Source organism: Elusimicrobiota bacterium (assembly GCA_041660185.1).
Taxonomy (GTDB): domain Bacteria; phylum Elusimicrobiota; class Elusimicrobia; order 2-01-FULL-59-12; family 2-01-FULL-59-12; genus JBAZWU01.
The window spans coordinates 383,851-400,691 of the sequence record JBAZWU010000001.1 but is presented as its reverse complement, the minus strand read 5'-3'; the positions used below and the strand labels follow the sequence as shown (position 1 = coordinate 400,691).

Sequence of the window (16,841 nt, the reverse complement as noted above, 5' to 3'; positions counted from 1 at the left end):
TCCTTCAGGAAATGATTCACGCCGCCGCCGAGAACGGGGCGACCTACGCCAAAATTCAGTCCATTTGGGCGAATGATTTGACGCGGCGAGAACGCTTCGAAGAAGGGAAAACCACGCCGCAGGGTTTGGTTGAAACCATCAAAAGACCTTACCAGCTTGAATACGAGCGCTTGAAACCGCTTGAACTGAGCCTGGAGGACCACCAGTGGTTTATTGAGGAATGCCAACGCCGCGGATTGATTCCGTTCACGACCCTCTTCACACGGGGGACCGTGGACGCCGTGGCGGCGCTCCCCTGGCCGAAACGTCTCGTCAAGATCGCGAGTTACGATTGCGCAAGCTACGCGCTGCTGTCCGATCTCAAACGGCATTTCGACACGTTTTTTGTTTCCACGGGAGCCACACACGATGAGGAAATTGCCCGAACCGCCGAGTTCCTGAAAGAGAAACACGTTGTTTTCTTTCATTGCGTCACCCGCTATCCCAATACCTTCGACAACTGCCATCTGGCCCGTCTCGATTTTTTGCGCCAGTTCAGCGCGGCCGTCGGGTGGTCCGACCATACCCGCGTCTCCGTCGACGGGATCAAAGCCTCCAAAGCCGCGCTCGCACTCGGTGCGGATTATATTGAACGCCACTTTACGATCCTCCCGGCCGAACAAACCAAGGATGGCCCGATATCGATCGGCCCCACCCACGTGAAGAAATTGGCTGAATTTGCCGCGCTCTCACCGGACGATCGCCTCAGGGAAGCCCATGATTCCATTCCGGAATTCACACGCCTGATCGGGCAGAGAACGCGTGCGCTCACGCACGAGGAACTCCTGAACAGAGACTACTACCGAGGACGTTTTGCCACACATATTGAAGGCCGCCCCCGCTATAATTGGATCCCTGAGGAGAAATCATGAACACCGTCGCCACGACGTCTCAAACCGGCCGCCCCGCAAAGCCTCACAAACCCGTTATTTGCATCTTCGGGCTTGGCTACGTCGGCCTGACGATGAGTGTTATTTTTGCTGAAAGCGGCTATCACGTCATCGGCGTCGAACCTCGAAAAAGAGGAATCGGTCAACTCCTGAAAGGACAGCCGTATTTTCATGAGAAGGGCTTGAAAGAACTCCTGAAGAAACATCTGGGCAAACGGCTCACGATTTACAAAGAACCGGACCATGTCTCCGCCGATGTATACGTCGTGGCGGTCGGGACACCCGTCTCCAATGACACCAAATCGCCGGACCTGGGATTCGTCAAAACCGTGGCCCAATCGATCGGAAAGATCATCAAACGGGGGGACCTCGTGATTCTCCGGTCGACCGTGCCTGTGGGGACCAGCCGCAACCTCCTGATTCCGATTATTGAGAAGTCCTCCGGATTGACGGTCGGGGAGGACTTTTATGTCGCGTTCACGCCTGAACGGGTCGTTGAGGGAAACGCTCTCAAGGAACTTCGGCTCATCCCCCAGATCATCGGCGGATTTGATCAGACCTCCTTGACCAAAACCACGGAACTGTTCAAACCCGTTGTTTCCAAGATTATCCCCGTCAGCACGCTGGAGTCCGCCGAGCTTGTGAAATTATTCAATAACACCTTCCGTGACGTTCTTTTTGGATTTGCCAATGAACTCGCGTTGATCTGCGACGGGTTCAATATCGATCCCGCCGAGGTCGTGCGCGCCGCCAATGAAGACTACCTGCGCAGCCATATTCCATCGCCAAGCCCGGGCGTGGGCGGCTATTGTCTGACCAAGGACCCTTTCATTTTGCTCTACAGCACCCGGAATCATCCGCATCACCCGGATATCGTTTTTCACGGGCGAAAAGTGAACGAAAAGATGACCCGCCATGTCGCGGACCGGCTGCTGAACTTTTTGTCGGCCATCGGCCGGCCGCCGCGGCAGGCGCGCATCGGGATACTGGGGTTTGCTTTCAAAGGTCATCCGGAAACAGCGGATATCCGCTTTTCGCCGACGATGGAAGTCGTGGATTTCCTCCGGCGTCATCGCATTCAGCTCATCGGGCATGACCCGATCGTTGCCTCTTCCATTATCCGGGCCCACGGGGTGCGGCCGGTCAAGAACGTGGCGGACGCCTTCGATGGGACCGACGGCGTCGTGATCATGACGAACCACCTTCGCTACCGGAACGCCGATCTGCTTAAATTTGCAGAGAAAATGAGAAGACCCGGTATTTTCTTTGACCCGTGGCATCTCTTTGCTCCGCACAAGGTACTGCAACATGAGGGGTTGCACTACAGCAACTTGGGATTTTCAACCCATATCAACAGCGCCAACAATCATTTCGTCAAGTCCAAGTAGAAGGAGAGTTGAATGAATTTGAGACAGAACGGCGATATCCGAGCCTTCAAGGCGAACTGGGTCGGCCGGGCCGAAACCAAGAACAATTACTTTTCCAGACGAAAACCTCTGACCCAGATCCAGCTGGCCTTCCAGCAGCATTGGTCCTTCATTCGAGAGGTCATCGGGATCCCCAAAAAGGGAAAATCTTTAGAAGTCGGTTGCGGCCGGGGATCGATCTCGTCTTTCTTTGCGGAGGCCGGATACCGCGTCACACTCTTCGACCTTTCTTCGGAAGTTCTGGAAACGGCCAAGGAAATTTACGCGAAGAACAACCACCTGAACCGGGCCGAATTCGTTGCCGGGAACGCTCTGAAGATGCCTTTTCAGGACAACACCTTCGACGTGGTCATCAGCATCGGGCTCCTGGAGCACTTCCGATCGATGCACCAACTCCTTTCCGAACAAGTGCGCGTGCTCAAACCCGGCGGCGTTTTCATCGCCTATGTCGTCCCGAAGAAGAAAAGCGTTCAGACGTTTTTCCAGCCCATCAACAACCTGCTTAAAACCTGGCTGCCGTCCGAGGGCGCGGGTCTTCCCAAGAAACACACGCTCTTTCGCACGACCTACGGCTCCGAGTTTTACAAACGGCACCTCCGGAAGCTCCCGGTGCGCCACATTCAGTCTTGCGGAGTGTACCCGTTTCCCGCCATATCGCCTTCTCCACGGTTTCCATTCACACTTTTACCACCCGCTTATGAAAAAGCATTGACGGAAGTCTATGATGGGCTCCTTCGCGAAAGAGCCCGCCAGAATCCTCACCCGTGGGCCTGCAGCGAATCGTGGGGGCAGACATTTTTCCTATGGGCTAAAAAAAGATGATGACATCGGCTCGCCGTTCCCCGATCATTCTTGCGATTATTCCGGCGCGAGGCGGGTCCAAAGGGATTCCCCACAAGAATATCAAGCGCCTGATCGGTAAACCGCTTCTTCAGTACTCGATCGAAGCTGCACGGAAAAGCCGGCGGCTGACGGATTATATGGTTTCAACGGATTCCAGGAGTATCCGGGCGATCGCCCTAAAACTGCGTTGTCCGACTCCTTTTCTCCGGCCGCACCGATTGGCGACGGACCGCGCCAGTACGCTGTCCGTGCTTCAACACGCGGCTCTTTTTTTCGAGCGCCGGACCGGCCTCAAAGTCGACGCCGTGATGTCTTTGCAGCCAACGGCCCCTCTCAGGACCCCGGAAGACATTGACCGATGCATCGGCCTTTTGCAGAAATATCCCCGGGCGGATTCCGTCGTCTCCTTTTACGTCGCGGACAACGCCCATCCGAATTATATGTATGTCACCACCGGCCCCTATGTAAAACCGCTGCTGGGCAAGAAAGCCACTCCTTTCCAGAGACGTCAGGAATTCAAACCCGTCCTGGTTCGAAATGGAGCGATTTATCTGGTCAGACGGCATATCCTGTTCGGGGCGTCTTCTCTCGTGGGGAATAAGATCATTCCGTACCTCATGCCGCGTGAACGCTCGATCAATATTGATCATCCCTTCGACTTCCAACTCGCGGCGATTCTCTTGCGTGCCCGCCATGACTAAACACAAACGCGTTATTCTGTTGGCCGAGCCACTTTCATTTTCCAAGGAAGCGTCGCGCCGGATCGGCAAGCTCGGGCGGCTGATTCAGGGACCTTTTACGAGACGGGAATTGCTGGCCAGAATCCGGAACGCGGATATTCTCTGGGTCCGGCTGGGACACCGTATTGACCGGGACGTCCTTGCGGCGGCCCCAAGGCTCCGCTGTATCGTGTCTCCGACAACCGGCTTGGATCACATCGATCAGAACGAATGCCGCCGCCGGGGCATTCCTGTCCTGAGTTTGAAGGGACAGAGCGGCTTTCTGCGGACCGTCACAGGGACAGCCGAACACGCGATTGGATTGACGCTTTCATTGCTGCGCCATAGTCATGCCTCGATGGAGGATGTTTGCGCCGGGCACTGGAGGCGTTCTCCATTCATCGGGCGGCAAACATCCTCTTTAACGCTCGGGCTTGTCGGCCTCGGGAGGCTGGGGAAAATGATGGCCCGTCTCGGCAGGCCCCTCTTTGGCCGGCTGTTGGGCACCGATCCGCGTCTTCGTTTCAATATCCCGGGGCTGGAATGGGTGTCCTTTCAGAAAGTCCTGAAGGAATCCGATGTGGTTTCGATTCACGTCGACGCCAATCCCTCCACACACGATCTCTTCGGAGCCAAGGAACTGGGACGGATGAAAAAAGGCGCCTATTTCATCAACACGTCGCGGGGCAGCCTCATCAATGAGTCCGTGCTTCTCCGGAGCCTGCAATCCGGCCGCCTGGCGGGGGCCGCGCTCGACGTTCTCGCAAACGAACATCGCCCGGGGTTTGATCCCCGTCGAGAGGCTCTGGTTCGATACGCGGCATCCCATTCCAATCTTCTCATCACGCCTCATATCGGCGGAGCGACGCAGGAATCCATGGAAGACACTGAAATTTTCATGGCACAACTTCTCGAAGACTATCTCAAATCACCCGGGAGCCGATCCTCATGAGTTCCGAGACAAGCGCATCCCCCCATCTGACTTTCCTGATTCCCACGCGCAATCGCCGGGAGGACCTTCACCGACTGTTCCGGAGCCTCGCGGCCCAGACGCGAAAACCAGATCATGTGATCATTATCGATGGCGGAGAAGATCATGTGCAGGACTTTATTCAAGCCTATCCCAATTTACCGGTGTCCTATCTCCCGGTCTACCCGCCGGGACTAACCCGGCAGCGCAACGCTGGCCTGGCCAACGTCCCCAAGGAAACCACCCTGGTCGGATTTCTCGACGACGATCTGGAGCTCACTCCCAACACGACGGAGGAAATGCTCCGCTTCTGGTCTCATGCGGAACCGGCCATCGCCGGCTGTTCGTTCCATATCGTCAACAATGTTCCCACCGAGGCGACTGTTTTCCGCCGGGTATTCGGACTCGCTGGCGGCCGGGGTGGACGCATCCTGCCTTCCGGGTTCAACACGATTTTGTTTCCGGTCGTCCAGGATACCCCGGTGGAATGGCTCTGCGGCGGAGCGACCGTTTGGCGGGCCGAGGTGTTCCGCGACCACCGCTACGAAGAGCGTTACCGCGGGCACGGTCACTTCGACGACCTTGATTTTTGCCTCTCCCTGGGAAAGAACTGCCGCTTCATGATGCTCTCCGAAGCCAGGGTCATCCATCATCATCATGGTTTCCGCAAAGGCAAATTCATGGCCTTCGGGATTTCGGACGTGATCAACCGCTACCGGTTTGTCCGGAAATACCGGCTATCCGTCCCAGCGTTCTGCTGGGCCAGCCTCGGACAACTGATCGGCACGCTGCTCTCCGGAGTCCTTCGGCTTGACCGCGACCGGATCGCCATCGGATTCGGCATTGTAGCGGGCTTTGGCCGGATCCTGCTGAACCGGACCGAGGACTTCAATGCCTTGGACCTCAAGTAAAATCCATCGGGATGAAACGCCGTTACCGGCGCCGCATCCGCCGCTGAAGGTCCTCTACCTCTGTGTCGGTCTCAACGGTCTGGGAGGAACCGCCAACCACCTCAGGACACTTCTTGGAAAAATCGACCCGGACTGCATCGAAGCCACGCTTGTCATCGGCACCAAAATTCCCGATGTCTTAAAGACGTATTTCCGGGACACCCCGGCACGGATCATCATCGACGGACGGTATAAACGGTGCGGGTATCTGCCGTTCATCGGCTCACTCGCCGCCTTGTGCCGCCAAAAGCGTTTTGACCTCGTCCATTCCTTTTTTATTCAAAGCGATGTCATTGCCGCTTTGCTGGCGGCCGGCGGTCTCTTCCGTTCGAGGATTTCGACCTTTGAGGGACGCCTGATCACATCGGTCACCCCCTGGAAGATCGGCCTGCTCAACGTCCTGAACCGTCTCATCCGGAAGGGGTTTGATTGCAATGTCTTTATTTCCCAGTACCTGTTAAAGACCTATGGACCCCGGCACGGGTTGACGGGGAAACGCGCGTGCGTGATTTATCCCGGGATCGATGCTTCCTGGTTTAAGGACGCGCCTCCTCCGCGCGAACACCCGGAGACGTTCCGCGTCGGCTTCGTCGGCCGCTGGAGTCCCGAAAAAGGCAGCTCGATCTTTCTGGACGCCGCGGTGTTCATGACCCACCGTCTTCTGCCGATCCGTCTTTTCATCCTGGGCGCGGCCCGCTCGGATCCGCGCCTGCAAACGGAGATCCGCCGCCGGGGACTTGAAACCGCCGTCGCCATCCGGCCCTGGGAAGAAGACCTTCGTCCCGCGCTCAAGGAACTCGACATCGTCGTGATCCCCTCCCTAGAAGAAGGCTTGTCCTACGTCGCCATCGAAGCCTTAAGCCAGAAGCGCGCGGTGATCGCTTCGGATGTGGGCGGCCTCCCGGAAGTGGTCCGCAGCGGCCGGACCGGAAAGCTCATCCCGCCCGGGGATCCGGCCGCCCTGGCCGCCGCCGTTGAAGAATGCCTGCGCGAGTGGGGATCGGCCCGGCGGCTGGGCGAAGAGGGTTTTGTCGATTGCCGGGAGCGCTTTGAAGCAGGCCGAGAAGCCTCGGAGATAGCGCAGTTGTATGAAAATGTTCTAAAATCCGCGGCAGTATGACGATAAAGAACATGTCTTCAGAGACACGATGGCTGCTTGGCGCTTGGGCGTTTGTCGGGCTGCTTCTGGCGTTCCTTCTTCTCCGCAACGGCGGCTACGGCTGGGACTCCCGCTGCTATCGCCAATTCACACTGGAATTTTTTGCCACCGGGGCCAATCCCTACATTCGTGACGGATGGCCCTTGTCCTATCCGCCCCTCGTCCTCTACTTGTTCCGTCCTTGGATCTACCTCTCCGCAAACGTAGCCAATTGGCTGTGGACCGTTTTGAAGCTGGGGGGATTCTTCTATATCTTTCGCATCTGGCACCGTCATTTTCTGCCTTTGAGCATCAGGGACCCCTTCCAGGTCCTCTTCATCGCGTTGGCTTTTAACGGCTCCCTTTTTTACGACGTCGCTTCCGGGAATATCGCCGGATTCCAACAAGTGGTCCTGTGGGCGGGATTGGCGGCCCTCTTGCGCAAGCGGATATGGGTGTATTGCGCGGCGGTGGTCCTCATGGCGGAGATCAAGTCGGATCTCATCCTGCTTCTGGGACTTCTCTTGTTCATCGACGACAAGCCGCGCTGGAAGGAACTGTTTCTCTCCGCCGCAGCGTTCGTGATTCTGTATTCGTTAAATTATTTGATTTATCCGGATCTTTTCCGCGATTACATGCGCTTATTGGCCACGCTGGGCAAGCGGAGCGTCGGGGTGAACAATCCGAGCACCCTGACTTTTTCAGGCCAACTGGTGGACGCCGTGCGTACGTGGCCGATCCCCTGGAGCCTTCCGGCACGCGCCGGGGATGCCCTCTATGCGGTCTTAGTGCTTGGCGTGAGCGGTTTAAGTTGGCGAGCGTACCAACGCATACGAAAACGAAACGCCGATCCGGACCTCCGTTGGCGGATTCTGTTTTTCATCGTCGTTTTTGGATTGGTGGATCCACGGGTGCCGCCATACCTCTATGCGATCTTTCTGCTTCCATCCCTATGGATACTGCAGAAGTACCGATGGCAAGCCCTGATCCCGCTGGCGGGCGTGATGGCGATGTTTCCTCAAGGAACCAGCTCTTTTCCCCGACCCGTCAACCAGATCTTCGAGCTGTTCAATACCTACCTGCCGTTGATGGCGCTGTATGCGGTCTGGATCCTTTATCTGAAGAGTTCCTACCCTGCCAGCAACCCCTCGCTCAACGATAAGACGCGTTAACGCCGCATTTCGCTACCAGTCAATCGGGAAGGATTATTGTCTCCTGTGATAGCTGTTTCTCCTGCGATCAGCCTGGCCGGCAGCGTGATCGGCATGGTGACGTAGAGAACCTGGTAGGCAAAAAGAGTGGGACGCCACCGGGCAAACCCTCCATGGATTTTTTCCAGCGGCCGGCAAAGTGTCCGGGGCAGCCCCAATTCCTTCCAGGGGAGGGAAAATCCGTACCGCCTGAGAATGGCAAAACCGGTCTGGTCCAGAAGATTCTTAAAGGTTCGAACGGTAAAGAGCCGCTTGTGGGTGATGTCGAGGATCCCCTTATTCCCGTAATTGAAAAAACCGGCAAGCAGCATCAACCGGACCACCAGAAAACCCACATTCCCGGTGCTCACAATGATACGAGGAATTTTCTGGTACCGGCGCCGGGTCAGCATCAACAGAAACAATTCCGGCGTGCTGAGATGCTCCAGGACATCAAGGATCAGGATCACATCAAATTCCCCGTGATCGATGATTTGGCATAACCGTTCGAGGTCCTGCTCGAGGTCAAGACGGTGGTACTCAAACCCCGTGAGGACCTGGGAGGGATCCAGTCTGTCGACTCCGACCACTGAGCACCCCTTCTTCTCCGTCAAGTGCCGGGCCACATACCCCACGGAACAACCCAGATCCAGCACACGGCTTTTGGGGGGTACCAGCGTATCGCTGTTGCAGACGAGCGCGTGAGGACTGTCGAATCCCACTTTGTCGGTGTAGTGCGGCCTTGAGGGAGCGGCCGCTTTCGGCCCGGGGATGATCAGCTCAGGATGGTAGCGAAAATCATAGAAAAGGCTGTAGCGCTGCAGTCGGAATTTCAGCGCGGCCTTGATCGTCTGCAGCGACCCCGCCCGCGCCATCGAAGGAAGACGGTCGGAATGGAGCGGCACATCGAAGGTTCTCAACCGGCGGCGGCCGGCGGAAATCAACTGCAGAAGAATCTCCGTATGAAAATGGGCCTCATGCGTATTGAGCTCAAAGGCGATTTCACGCAATGCGTTCAGGCGGTAGATCCGTAGGGGTCCATGCCAATCCGGAATGCGCACCCCCGAAAACCGGTTTTCAATCAGAGAGAGCCCTCGTTGACGCAACCACCGGGGCCAAGCCAGCGGAGACCGCCATCCGAACCGTTCTGTAGCCAATAAATAATCCGCTCGATCATCCGCCTGGAACCGGTCCAACATCCCGGGGATGGCAGACAGCGTGGCGGGAGAGCCGCCAAGGATTGTCAGCACGACATCGACCTTCCGCTCCATGGCGTGGCGAATCCCGACTTTCTGGTTGCCTCCGGGCCCCAACGGATGACGATGGCGTACAATCAGGCAGGTCGGCCAAGGATACTGGGTCAAGAAGCGGGAAACAGCCTCAAAGGTTCCGTCCTGGCTGGCGTCATCCATGATAAGGCAGGAAACATCGGGGCGATCGACAAACAGTTGACGAAGCGGCGTGAGTTGAGCCAGGAGACGGTCCTTATGGTCTCTGGAGGCAATCAGGATCAGGGTACGCATTCAGGGTTCTTATTGTAATATATTGAAACTTCGCTCCAGCAAGAGGTGCGGCAACCGACAGAGGAACGGGGAAGTGTGCTTTTTTACGCATGAAACTCGACGGCTTATCGCTGTTTTTTCCTTGTCACAATGAAGAGACGAACGTGGAACGCGTCATCGACGAGGCGTCCCAAGTCGCCGCGCAGGTCGCCGAATCGTACGAGGTCATTATTGTGGACGACGGCAGCTGCGATCGCACGCCGGAGATTGTTCAATCGATGGCCCAATCCAGACCGGCTTTGAAGCTGGTCCGCCATCCAACGAATCGCGGGTATGGAGAGGCACTCAAATCCGGGTTTCGAGCCGCCCGGTTTCCGTGGGTCTTTTATTCGGACGGGGATGGCCAATTCGATTTGAATGAACTGCCGTCCCTGGTTGAGCTGACCTCGCAAGCGGATATCATCTCCGGCGTCCGCGTCCGGCGCGCGGATCCCTGGCACCGGAAATTAAACGCGCAGATCTTTGCGGCCGCCCTCCGGGTCTTCATGGGATTGGATATTCCGGACATCGACTGCGCGTTCAAACTTTATCGCCGGTCCCTCTTCAATGAGATCCAGATGATTACGACAGGCGCTTTGATTGATGCCGAGATTCTGGTCAAGGCCCGCCGGATGGGGTACCGGATCGCCACCGTTGGCGTTTCTCATCGCCCGAGACGCGCCGGCGTCCAAAGCGGCGCCAATCTCAGCGTTATTTTCCGGGCCATGAAAGAGTTCTGGGCGTTGTGGTGGGATCTGCGCACCTATGGAAAGAGAGTCCCTGTATGAATTCATCTGAATCACTTCCGCTTCAAACACGTCTCAAATGGATTTCTTTGGCCGGTCTGCTGGCGGCGATGTTGGGGATCTTCGCCTATGCCCTTCCGCATCTGAGCGTCGACCGGGTCTCGGAACACATCTACCTCGGCGTCCCTTACCGGATGTTCGCCGACCGGGACATTCACATTTACCAGGGCGACCCTTTCGTCGAAAACGGTCCCCACGTCATCCTGGCCACCACCGCGTTCGCCTTCCACGGCCGATCGCTCAAACCCATGCGTTATTACAATTTCGTCTATTCGCTGGCCGTTGTGGGACTGTTTTTCTGGTTCTTCTTCAAACTATTTGACGAAACGTGGATGCGTCCCTGGGAGATTCCCGTGATCGCCCTGCTGGTCCTTTCGGTCTGGATTACGATCCCGCTCATCCTGATTTATCCCATTCAGGTCAATGGCATGACACCTGGTTTGCTCTGTTTTATCGCCGGGCTCCTTTTGGAGAAACACCACCCGCGCTGGGCCATGATCGCCTTTGGCTTCGCCTATTCATGCAAAGGGCAATTTCTGGCCATGCTTCCGGGCCTCTTCCTTTATAAACTCCTGTTCGAAAACCGCGGCGATTCCATCGCGCTTAAAATCAGAGAATTGGTCCTTTGCGCCGTTCTCTATTTCGTACCCGCGACGGTATTCCTGACAGCCATCGGTTGGGCCTTCGGTCTGTTCCACAACCGGGAGGACCTTCTGGCCTATGCCTTTCGCGCTCCCTCCATCCTTTTCAGCGAATTTTCCTACATCATCCCTGTGCTGATGCGTAAAACCGCTTCCGATCCATTTGCGGCGCAGGGAAGGGCGATCGAATACGCCCGGTGGGGGTTTGTGACCTGGCTGCTGATCGCCCTTTCGATCGGTTTCTGCGTGGTGTACGCGGCCCGGTCATTTTTCAATCGTAAGGAATCGTCCTCCGGACCTCTTCAGGTTCCCGCGACGATGCTCGCGGTCGCCGGGATCGGCTATTGGATCAACTATTTCTTCTTCTGGCGCTACCCCTTCTGGTACAACACGCTGCCCATGGAGTGGTTCAATATTTTGATCATTCCCGCGGCCATTTATGGTCTGAAGATCCGTCTCTCCCATCGCTGGACTCCCCGGTTCGCCGCTATTTTTCTCGTTTTGGTTGCGCTGCTCGCCGGACGAAATATTCTTCGACGCGTGATCATCAAACCCGTTTTCGACTCGACCAGCCAGGGGGACAGTCTGCAGCCGTATCCGTGGATGAAATGATCAAACCGTTTATCACGAGACTTTTTCCCTGGGCCTTTCTCCTTCTCCTCGGCAGCCTTCTGACGGCGATGATCTTTCTCCCGCTTTCCTGGGGACTGATGGACGACGCCCAGACTCTGCAGCTGCTGAAGACCTCCTGGAAAGACATCTCGATCGTCGGCCTTCTTCACCGTTATTCCGTCAATGTGATCTTTCGTCCTGTTTACATCGCCTATCTTTACCTCTGCTACGGGACCTTTTCGAATTCGCCCAAACTGTTCTACCTGTTCACCCTTATTCTGGTGGGATTGTTCCTTTGGCCCTGGACGCTGATCCTGCGCCGGCAACTCCCGCCGCAAACCCGCTCGATCGGATCCTATTTCTTCGGCTTCTTGCTTCTGGCTAGCACGCCCCTGTACAACTTGATCGTGTTCCTTTCTCTGCAGGAAAAATTCGTTATCGGGTTCGGCGGATGGGCGCTCTACGCATTGACATCGGCTCAACACGAGGATCGCCGTTCGGTCCGGTGGTGGTTATGGCAGTGCAGCGGGTTCACGAGTTTCCTTCTAGGCGTATTGGCCAAGCCGACCACGCTGGCCGTTGCGCCCTGGGCTTTTGTTTCCCTGGTTTCCGATGCCAACGCTCCGAAAAAACAGCGCGCCGTATGGATCCTCGCCTGGGCCACGTTGTCGACCGTCATGGGGCTGGTGTTCCTGAAGCGTTCCGATTCCTATACCTCTCGATATTCGACTGATATCCGGGGACTGGTGCAAAGCCTCGGACATCAGCCGACCATGGTCTATCTGATGGCAGGCTTGATTCTCGTGACCATCCTTTTGATATTTCTCGATTGGACGAAACAGAAGGATTTGAACGCGCGGCTGGCCCGATTCCTCTGGCCCTGCTCACTGGCCTGTTACCTGGCTCTCCTGATTCCCTGGGGGATCGCCACCTATTTATGGGCGCCAGCCATGGTGATGGCCTGCGGCTGCATCGTCCTCAATACCGAGATCATGATCCGCCTATGGCCGCGTCTGGACCCGTTCTTTCGGAACGTCGTTTTGCCGATGTCGATCCTCATGGCCGCCGGCGTTGTCTTTCATGTGGCTATCCCGCGCCTGTCCCGACAGGCCGAGATCGGGACAACCGTCCGCTGGCTTTCTTCTCAATGGCCTGACAAGGATATTGACGCGTATATCATGTCACCGTGTACCGAAGCGGCGACCGCCCTGGAGATTTTTACGGGCAACACGCAACAAGTGACGGTCCTGAACAAGGGGGAACCCGTTTCCTCTACGCACGCCAAACGCTGGCTCATTACCCGCGACGAATGTCCGATCGACACCGCCCACGCCGCCCAGTTCACCCAGATCGTCTTTGAGCTACCGCACTGGAAGATTTACGAAGCGAGGAAAAATGACAACGCCCGATAGTCCGAATTCAAAGCTTTATATCTTACTACCCGCCTACAATGAAGAGACCGCCCTGCGGCGACTCATCCCTGATATTGATGAGGTCGCGCGGTCGATGGGCATGCCGTACGAAGTGGTGCTCGTGGATGACGGGTCCAGGGATGGAACACCCGCCGTGGTCCAGGAACTGTCTCCGCGCGTCCCGCTGCGCCATTTGCGCCACGCGACCAACCAAGGCTACGGCGCCGCTCTCAATACCGGCTACACGTGGATTGTCCTCCATGCGCAACCCCAGGACCTGGTCATTTCTCTTGACGCGGACAACACGCATTCGCCGGCTTATTTCCCGTCCATGGTTCAGAAACTGATGGAAGGGTATGATGTGGTCACGTGCTCCTATTCGATGCCGGGCGGCAAGGCTTCGGGCATTCCGCCCAAGCGGCGTCTCTTCAGCAAAGTCGCCAATCTCATTTTCCGATTGGGTTTTCATGTGCCGGGCACCCTTTCGTATACAAACGGTTTCCGTGTCTACCGGGTGGGTATTCTTCAGCGGACCTACAGCCGCTATCACGATCCCCTGATTAATGAGACGGGATTCCCGGGGGGAACGGAACTCTTGCTGAAGGTGTCGCGGGAAGGCGCGCGCACGGCGGAGGTCCCGTTTACTCTGCATTACGAGAACCGGGGTGCAGACAGTAAAATCCGGGTTACCCGCACGATCTTTTGCTATCTGAAGCTGTTGGCCACTTATGGAGGACGCCGTCATTGATTCCACGCGGAATCGTAACCTGCCAGCGGTTATAGCCTGATGCCGGTATATGTCACTGCAACGGCGTTTGCTGTTTGTCTAGCGGCCTTTCTCTGGGAGGAGGCTTACGGGATTCTCTTCCTGTTGATCGGGTATCTGCTCGCCAACCGGGAGTTCGCTTACCTCCACATTTCGATCGGGACAGTCCCCGTTTATATCACGGAATTTGCCTTACTGCTGTGGACGCTCAGGATTTTTGGGCGGCAACTCACAAATCCCGGAAGCTATCGCACCGCGCTTCCGACTCCGGTGCGCTGGACGTGGGGGCTTTTTCTCGGTGTTGGCTGTGTCTCTTTCTATTGGGGCGTCCTGCATTTTCCAATCCTCAATGTACTGCGTGATTCCGCCCTCGTCTATTACAGCGTGGCTATCCTTTTGGTCAGCCGAACTCCCTTGACTCGCCGCCGGCTCGATGGGATATTGAAAATAGGAGCCATCGCCGCTCTCCTGAACGCCCTCCGGATCTGCCTGCCGGTGGCCGTGCCGCACCTTCAGCTGACCTCAAGCCTCATGCAAGGAGCAGGCAGTTCGCTGGGCCTTTCGCTGGCGTTACTTTCTCTGCTGGCCATCCGCCAGATGACAGTGACTAACTTAAAAGACACTCTCTGGAGCATCATCATTTTCTCGGCCATTTTGTCGGAGTTGGTTCGCTCGGCCTGGACCGGCTTCGCCTGTGGATTTTGTTTCCTGGCGCTGATGCTCATGCGACTCAATTCATTTACTCCTATTGCCCTGCACAGCCTGCGGACCATCACCGTCATCGCCGGCGGGTCCATGCTTCTTCTCTGGAGCCTCCCAAAGCTCGGTCAAAGGCCCTCGATCCCATCGGCTGCCACCCCACTGGCCTCTACTCCACCGGCATCCACCCTCCCGGCCTCTACTCCCCCAGCCTTTGTTCCACCAGCCTCTACTCCCCCGGCCTCTGTTCCACCAGCCTTTACTCCACCGGCGACTGTTCCGAGACAGGTTCTCATCGTCCAGAAGGCAGAGCACCGTGTTGTGGATGTGTTTGATGAGCTATCCACCTTCACGGACATCGGGAATTCGCCCAACGTCATCACCCGGTTTCTCATGTGGCAAGACGCCATCGAAGAGGTATTCTCCATCGGCCTTTTTTCAAATCATCTCCACCGGAAAGACCTGACCCATTACAAGCTGCCAGCCCATCTCAAACGTTCTAAAGGGCCCGAGGTGTTGATCGAACCAGCCGGCGATGGCCTGAGTGACAAAAAAATCGTACTCCATCTGGTTCCATCTAACGAAACACCGGATGTCTCTTTCAAGCATCAGCTTCACCGCACGGCCAGGATCCTCCTGGGGATCCCATTTGGAAAACTGTACCTGCCTCCGCAGGTTGTTTGGTGGCTTAATTCACCCCGACGATACGATCCGCACAACTCCTGGATCGCCATCCTTTACCGTCTGGGAATCATCGGCCTGCTGGCCTTTATTCTTCTGCAGGGATGGGTCCTTCGGGGCATTACGCAACGCCTTTTTTCCAGCCGGCAGGACCCCTGGATCTTTTCAAGGTTGTTACTGGTTGGGGCAGGCATCGTATACGTTTTGGTACACATGATCACGGACAATACGCTCGAAAATGCCTTTAAGGGGATATTCCTGTGGATACTGATCGGATTGGCATTTAATCCCGTGCTGCGAGAAACACCCCCGGAGACCGATCCGAAATGACACAACCCCTCAAGATCCTCATCGTCCATAACGCCTATTCGGTCAGCGGCGGCGAGGATGCCTGTGTGGCCAATGAAGTCAACGCTCTGCGAGGAACGGAACTTGAGCTGCAGCTTTTTCAAGTCCGCAGTGATCCCGGCTTTTCCGGCAAAATCGCGGCCGCCCTATCCGCCGCCGGCGGCGGCTTCGAGGGGCGCCTGGAAGACCTGCTGCGGCGCTTCCGGCCGGACATCGTCCACGCACATAATCTTTGGCCGCTTCTATCTCCGCGCCTTTTTTCGAGAGCGAAAGCCCTGGGAGCCAGGACATGCCTGACGATGCACAACTACCGTCCGCTCTGCTTGAACGGTTTATTTCTGACGCCGCGCCAGGAAATCTGCGAGCGCTGCGCGGGGGGAAACTATTGGCCCGGAATTGTTCGCGGCTGCTACCGGGACAGCCGCCTGGCGTCTGCTGCTCTGGCATGCCACGCGTGGCTGTCGGCCAGGCGTCATTGGTATGACGACGTAGATGCCTTCATCGCACCCGCCGAGTTTCTCAAAAACAAATATATTGCCCGCGGCTGGACGGCCGATCGCATCGAAATCCAGGGCCATTTCATCCCCGTGATGCCGGTCGATCCTCCTTCGCCTCCGCAGCCCTATGTTCTTTACCTGGGGAGACTTTCCCGTGAAAAGGGCATCGATTGGCTTGTGGATCTTTTTCGAACGAACCCCCAGCGGCGGCTGGGTCTGAAGATCGCCGGGACCGGACCGCTGTTGGCGCAGGTCCAGGCCGCCTCCGGCGGGCACATTTCCTATATGGGTTTCCTCAAAAGCCTGGAGAAGGAAAGAGTTCTTCGCGATGCCGCCGCGGTTGTCATGCCGTCCCTGTGTTACGAGAACTTTCCGCTGGCCGTGGTGGAGGCAAACGCCTGGGGGATCCCGGCTCTGGTCAGTGACGCGGGGGGATTACGGGAGATCGTTGTTCCCGGGATCAACGGGGAACGGTATGCCCCGGGAGACCCGGCTGACTTCTGGGCGCAACTCAACCGGATGATGTCGCCCGAACGGATGGAAGGTCTGCGCCGCACGACCCAGGAATATGCGCGAACTCATTTTTCCAGCACCGCTTTCCTGAAGCAGAGAATGGCCCTTTACCACCGGTTAACTTGCACGTCCGGAGGCAGACCGCTATAATTACATTCA

General features: G+C 56.7%; 15 protein-coding genes. 14 read left to right on the top strand and 1 reads right to left on the bottom strand.

From position 1 onward, the window contains the following. Positions 1–11: 11 nt before the first annotated feature. From WC859_01910 to WC859_01875, 8 genes are read left to right on the top strand one after another with little or no spacing between them, the layout of a single operon-like run. Positions 12–911 carry an N-acetylneuraminate synthase family protein gene (locus WC859_01910; protein ID MFA5974904.1) on the top strand — a complete coding sequence of 300 codons (900 nt, stop codon included), beginning with the start codon at positions 12–14 and terminating at the stop codon, positions 909–911. Further along, positions 908–2,317 (top strand): nucleotide sugar dehydrogenase, encoded by a 1,410-nt coding sequence (locus WC859_01905; GenBank protein ID MFA5974903.1) that lies wholly within the window; start codon positions 908–910, stop codon positions 2,315–2,317. Before WC859_01910 ends, WC859_01905 begins: the two co-directional genes overlap by 4 nt. Before the next feature lie 12 nt (positions 2,318–2,329). After that, on the top strand, positions 2,330–3,178 hold the full coding sequence (locus tag WC859_01900; protein ID MFA5974902.1) for a class I SAM-dependent methyltransferase: 849 nt from the start codon (positions 2,330–2,332) through the stop codon (positions 3,176–3,178). Next, a complete protein-coding gene (locus WC859_01895) occupies positions 3,175–3,900 on the top strand; it encodes an acylneuraminate cytidylyltransferase family protein (protein ID MFA5974901.1) in 726 nt (241 codons plus the stop codon). The genes WC859_01900 and WC859_01895 overlap by 4 nt, the downstream gene beginning before the upstream one ends. Beyond that, a complete protein-coding gene (locus WC859_01890; protein MFA5974900.1) occupies positions 3,893–4,870 on the top strand; it encodes an NAD(P)-dependent oxidoreductase in 978 nt (325 codons plus the stop codon). Before WC859_01895 ends, WC859_01890 begins: the two co-directional genes overlap by 8 nt. After that, positions 4,867–5,799, top strand: coding sequence for a glycosyltransferase (locus WC859_01885; protein ID MFA5974899.1), 933 nt, complete (start codon positions 4,867–4,869; stop codon positions 5,797–5,799). Before WC859_01890 ends, WC859_01885 begins: the two co-directional genes overlap by 4 nt. After that, the gene (locus WC859_01880) at positions 5,780–6,958 is read left to right on the top strand and encodes a glycosyltransferase family 4 protein (protein MFA5974898.1); all 1,179 of its coding nucleotides are present in this window, start codon (positions 5,780–5,782) and stop codon (positions 6,956–6,958) included. Before WC859_01885 ends, WC859_01880 begins: the two co-directional genes overlap by 20 nt. A gap of 11 nt (positions 6,959–6,969) precedes the next feature. After that, positions 6,970–8,148, top strand: a complete 1,179-nt coding sequence (locus tag WC859_01875) for a glycosyltransferase family 87 protein (protein MFA5974897.1) — start codon at positions 6,970–6,972, stop codon at positions 8,146–8,148. On the opposite strand, the gene WC859_01870 is transcribed toward WC859_01875, so the two are convergent. After that, the gene (locus tag WC859_01870) at positions 8,145–9,689 is read right to left on the bottom strand and encodes a methyltransferase domain-containing protein (protein MFA5974896.1); all 1,545 of its coding nucleotides are present in this window, start codon (positions 9,687–9,689) and stop codon (positions 8,145–8,147) included. The two genes, WC859_01875 and WC859_01870, sit on opposite strands and share 4 nt — an antisense overlap. Positions 9,690–9,778: 89 nt before the next feature. On the opposite strand from WC859_01870, the gene WC859_01865 reads away from it, so the two are divergent. The 6 genes from WC859_01865 to WC859_01840 are packed head-to-tail and all read left to right on the top strand — an operon-like array spanning position 9,779 to position 16,832. Beyond that, positions 9,779–10,495 carry a glycosyltransferase family 2 protein gene (locus tag WC859_01865; protein ID MFA5974895.1) on the top strand — a complete coding sequence of 239 codons (717 nt, stop codon included), beginning with the start codon at positions 9,779–9,781 and terminating at the stop codon, positions 10,493–10,495. Then, a complete protein-coding gene (locus tag WC859_01860; protein MFA5974894.1) occupies positions 10,492–11,766 on the top strand; it encodes a hypothetical protein in 1,275 nt (424 codons plus the stop codon). Before WC859_01865 ends, WC859_01860 begins: the two co-directional genes overlap by 4 nt. Continuing rightward, positions 11,763–13,178, top strand: a complete 1,416-nt coding sequence (locus WC859_01855) for a hypothetical protein (protein ID MFA5974893.1) — start codon at positions 11,763–11,765, stop codon at positions 13,176–13,178. The genes WC859_01860 and WC859_01855 overlap by 4 nt, the downstream gene beginning before the upstream one ends. Beyond that, positions 13,162–13,926 (top strand): glycosyltransferase family 2 protein, encoded by a 765-nt coding sequence (locus WC859_01850; GenBank protein ID MFA5974892.1) that lies wholly within the window; start codon positions 13,162–13,164, stop codon positions 13,924–13,926. Before WC859_01855 ends, WC859_01850 begins: the two co-directional genes overlap by 17 nt. A 39-nt stretch (positions 13,927–13,965) precedes the next feature. Next, positions 13,966–15,654, top strand: coding sequence for a hypothetical protein (locus WC859_01845; protein ID MFA5974891.1), 1,689 nt, complete (start codon positions 13,966–13,968; stop codon positions 15,652–15,654). After that, complete coding sequence (locus WC859_01840) at positions 15,651–16,832, top strand: glycosyltransferase (GenBank protein MFA5974890.1); 1,182 nt, start codon at positions 15,651–15,653, stop codon at positions 16,830–16,832. The genes WC859_01845 and WC859_01840 overlap by 4 nt, the downstream gene beginning before the upstream one ends. Positions 16,833–16,841 lie beyond the last annotated feature (9 nt).

Bases quoted from the DNA above. Each gene is read 5' to 3' on its own strand.
- WC859_01910 (MFA5974904.1), top strand. From the start codon at position 12: ATGATTCACGCCGCCGCCGAGAACGGGGCGACCTACGCCAAAATTCAG.
- WC859_01905 (MFA5974903.1), top strand. From the start codon at position 908: ATGAACACCGTCGCCACGACGTCTCAAACCGGCCGCCCCGCAAAGCCT.
- WC859_01900 (MFA5974902.1), top strand. From the start codon at position 2,330: ATGAATTTGAGACAGAACGGCGATATCCGAGCCTTCAAGGCGAACTGG.
- WC859_01895 (MFA5974901.1), top strand. From the start codon at position 3,175: ATGATGACATCGGCTCGCCGTTCCCCGATCATTCTTGCGATTATTCCG.
- WC859_01890 (MFA5974900.1), top strand. From the start codon at position 3,893: ATGACTAAACACAAACGCGTTATTCTGTTGGCCGAGCCACTTTCATTT.
- WC859_01885 (MFA5974899.1), top strand. From the start codon at position 4,867: ATGAGTTCCGAGACAAGCGCATCCCCCCATCTGACTTTCCTGATTCCC.
- WC859_01880 (MFA5974898.1), top strand. From the start codon at position 5,780: ATGCCTTGGACCTCAAGTAAAATCCATCGGGATGAAACGCCGTTACCG.
- WC859_01875 (MFA5974897.1), top strand. From the start codon at position 6,970: ATGTCTTCAGAGACACGATGGCTGCTTGGCGCTTGGGCGTTTGTCGGG.
- WC859_01870 (MFA5974896.1), bottom strand. From the start codon at position 9,689: ATGCGTACCCTGATCCTGATTGCCTCCAGAGACCATAAGGACCGTCTC.
- WC859_01865 (MFA5974895.1), top strand. From the start codon at position 9,779: ATGAAACTCGACGGCTTATCGCTGTTTTTTCCTTGTCACAATGAAGAG.
- WC859_01860 (MFA5974894.1), top strand. From the start codon at position 10,492: ATGAATTCATCTGAATCACTTCCGCTTCAAACACGTCTCAAATGGATT.
- WC859_01855 (MFA5974893.1), top strand. From the start codon at position 11,763: ATGATCAAACCGTTTATCACGAGACTTTTTCCCTGGGCCTTTCTCCTT.
- WC859_01850 (MFA5974892.1), top strand. From the start codon at position 13,162: ATGACAACGCCCGATAGTCCGAATTCAAAGCTTTATATCTTACTACCC.
- WC859_01845 (MFA5974891.1), top strand. From the start codon at position 13,966: ATGCCGGTATATGTCACTGCAACGGCGTTTGCTGTTTGTCTAGCGGCC.
- WC859_01840 (MFA5974890.1), top strand. From the start codon at position 15,651: ATGACACAACCCCTCAAGATCCTCATCGTCCATAACGCCTATTCGGTC.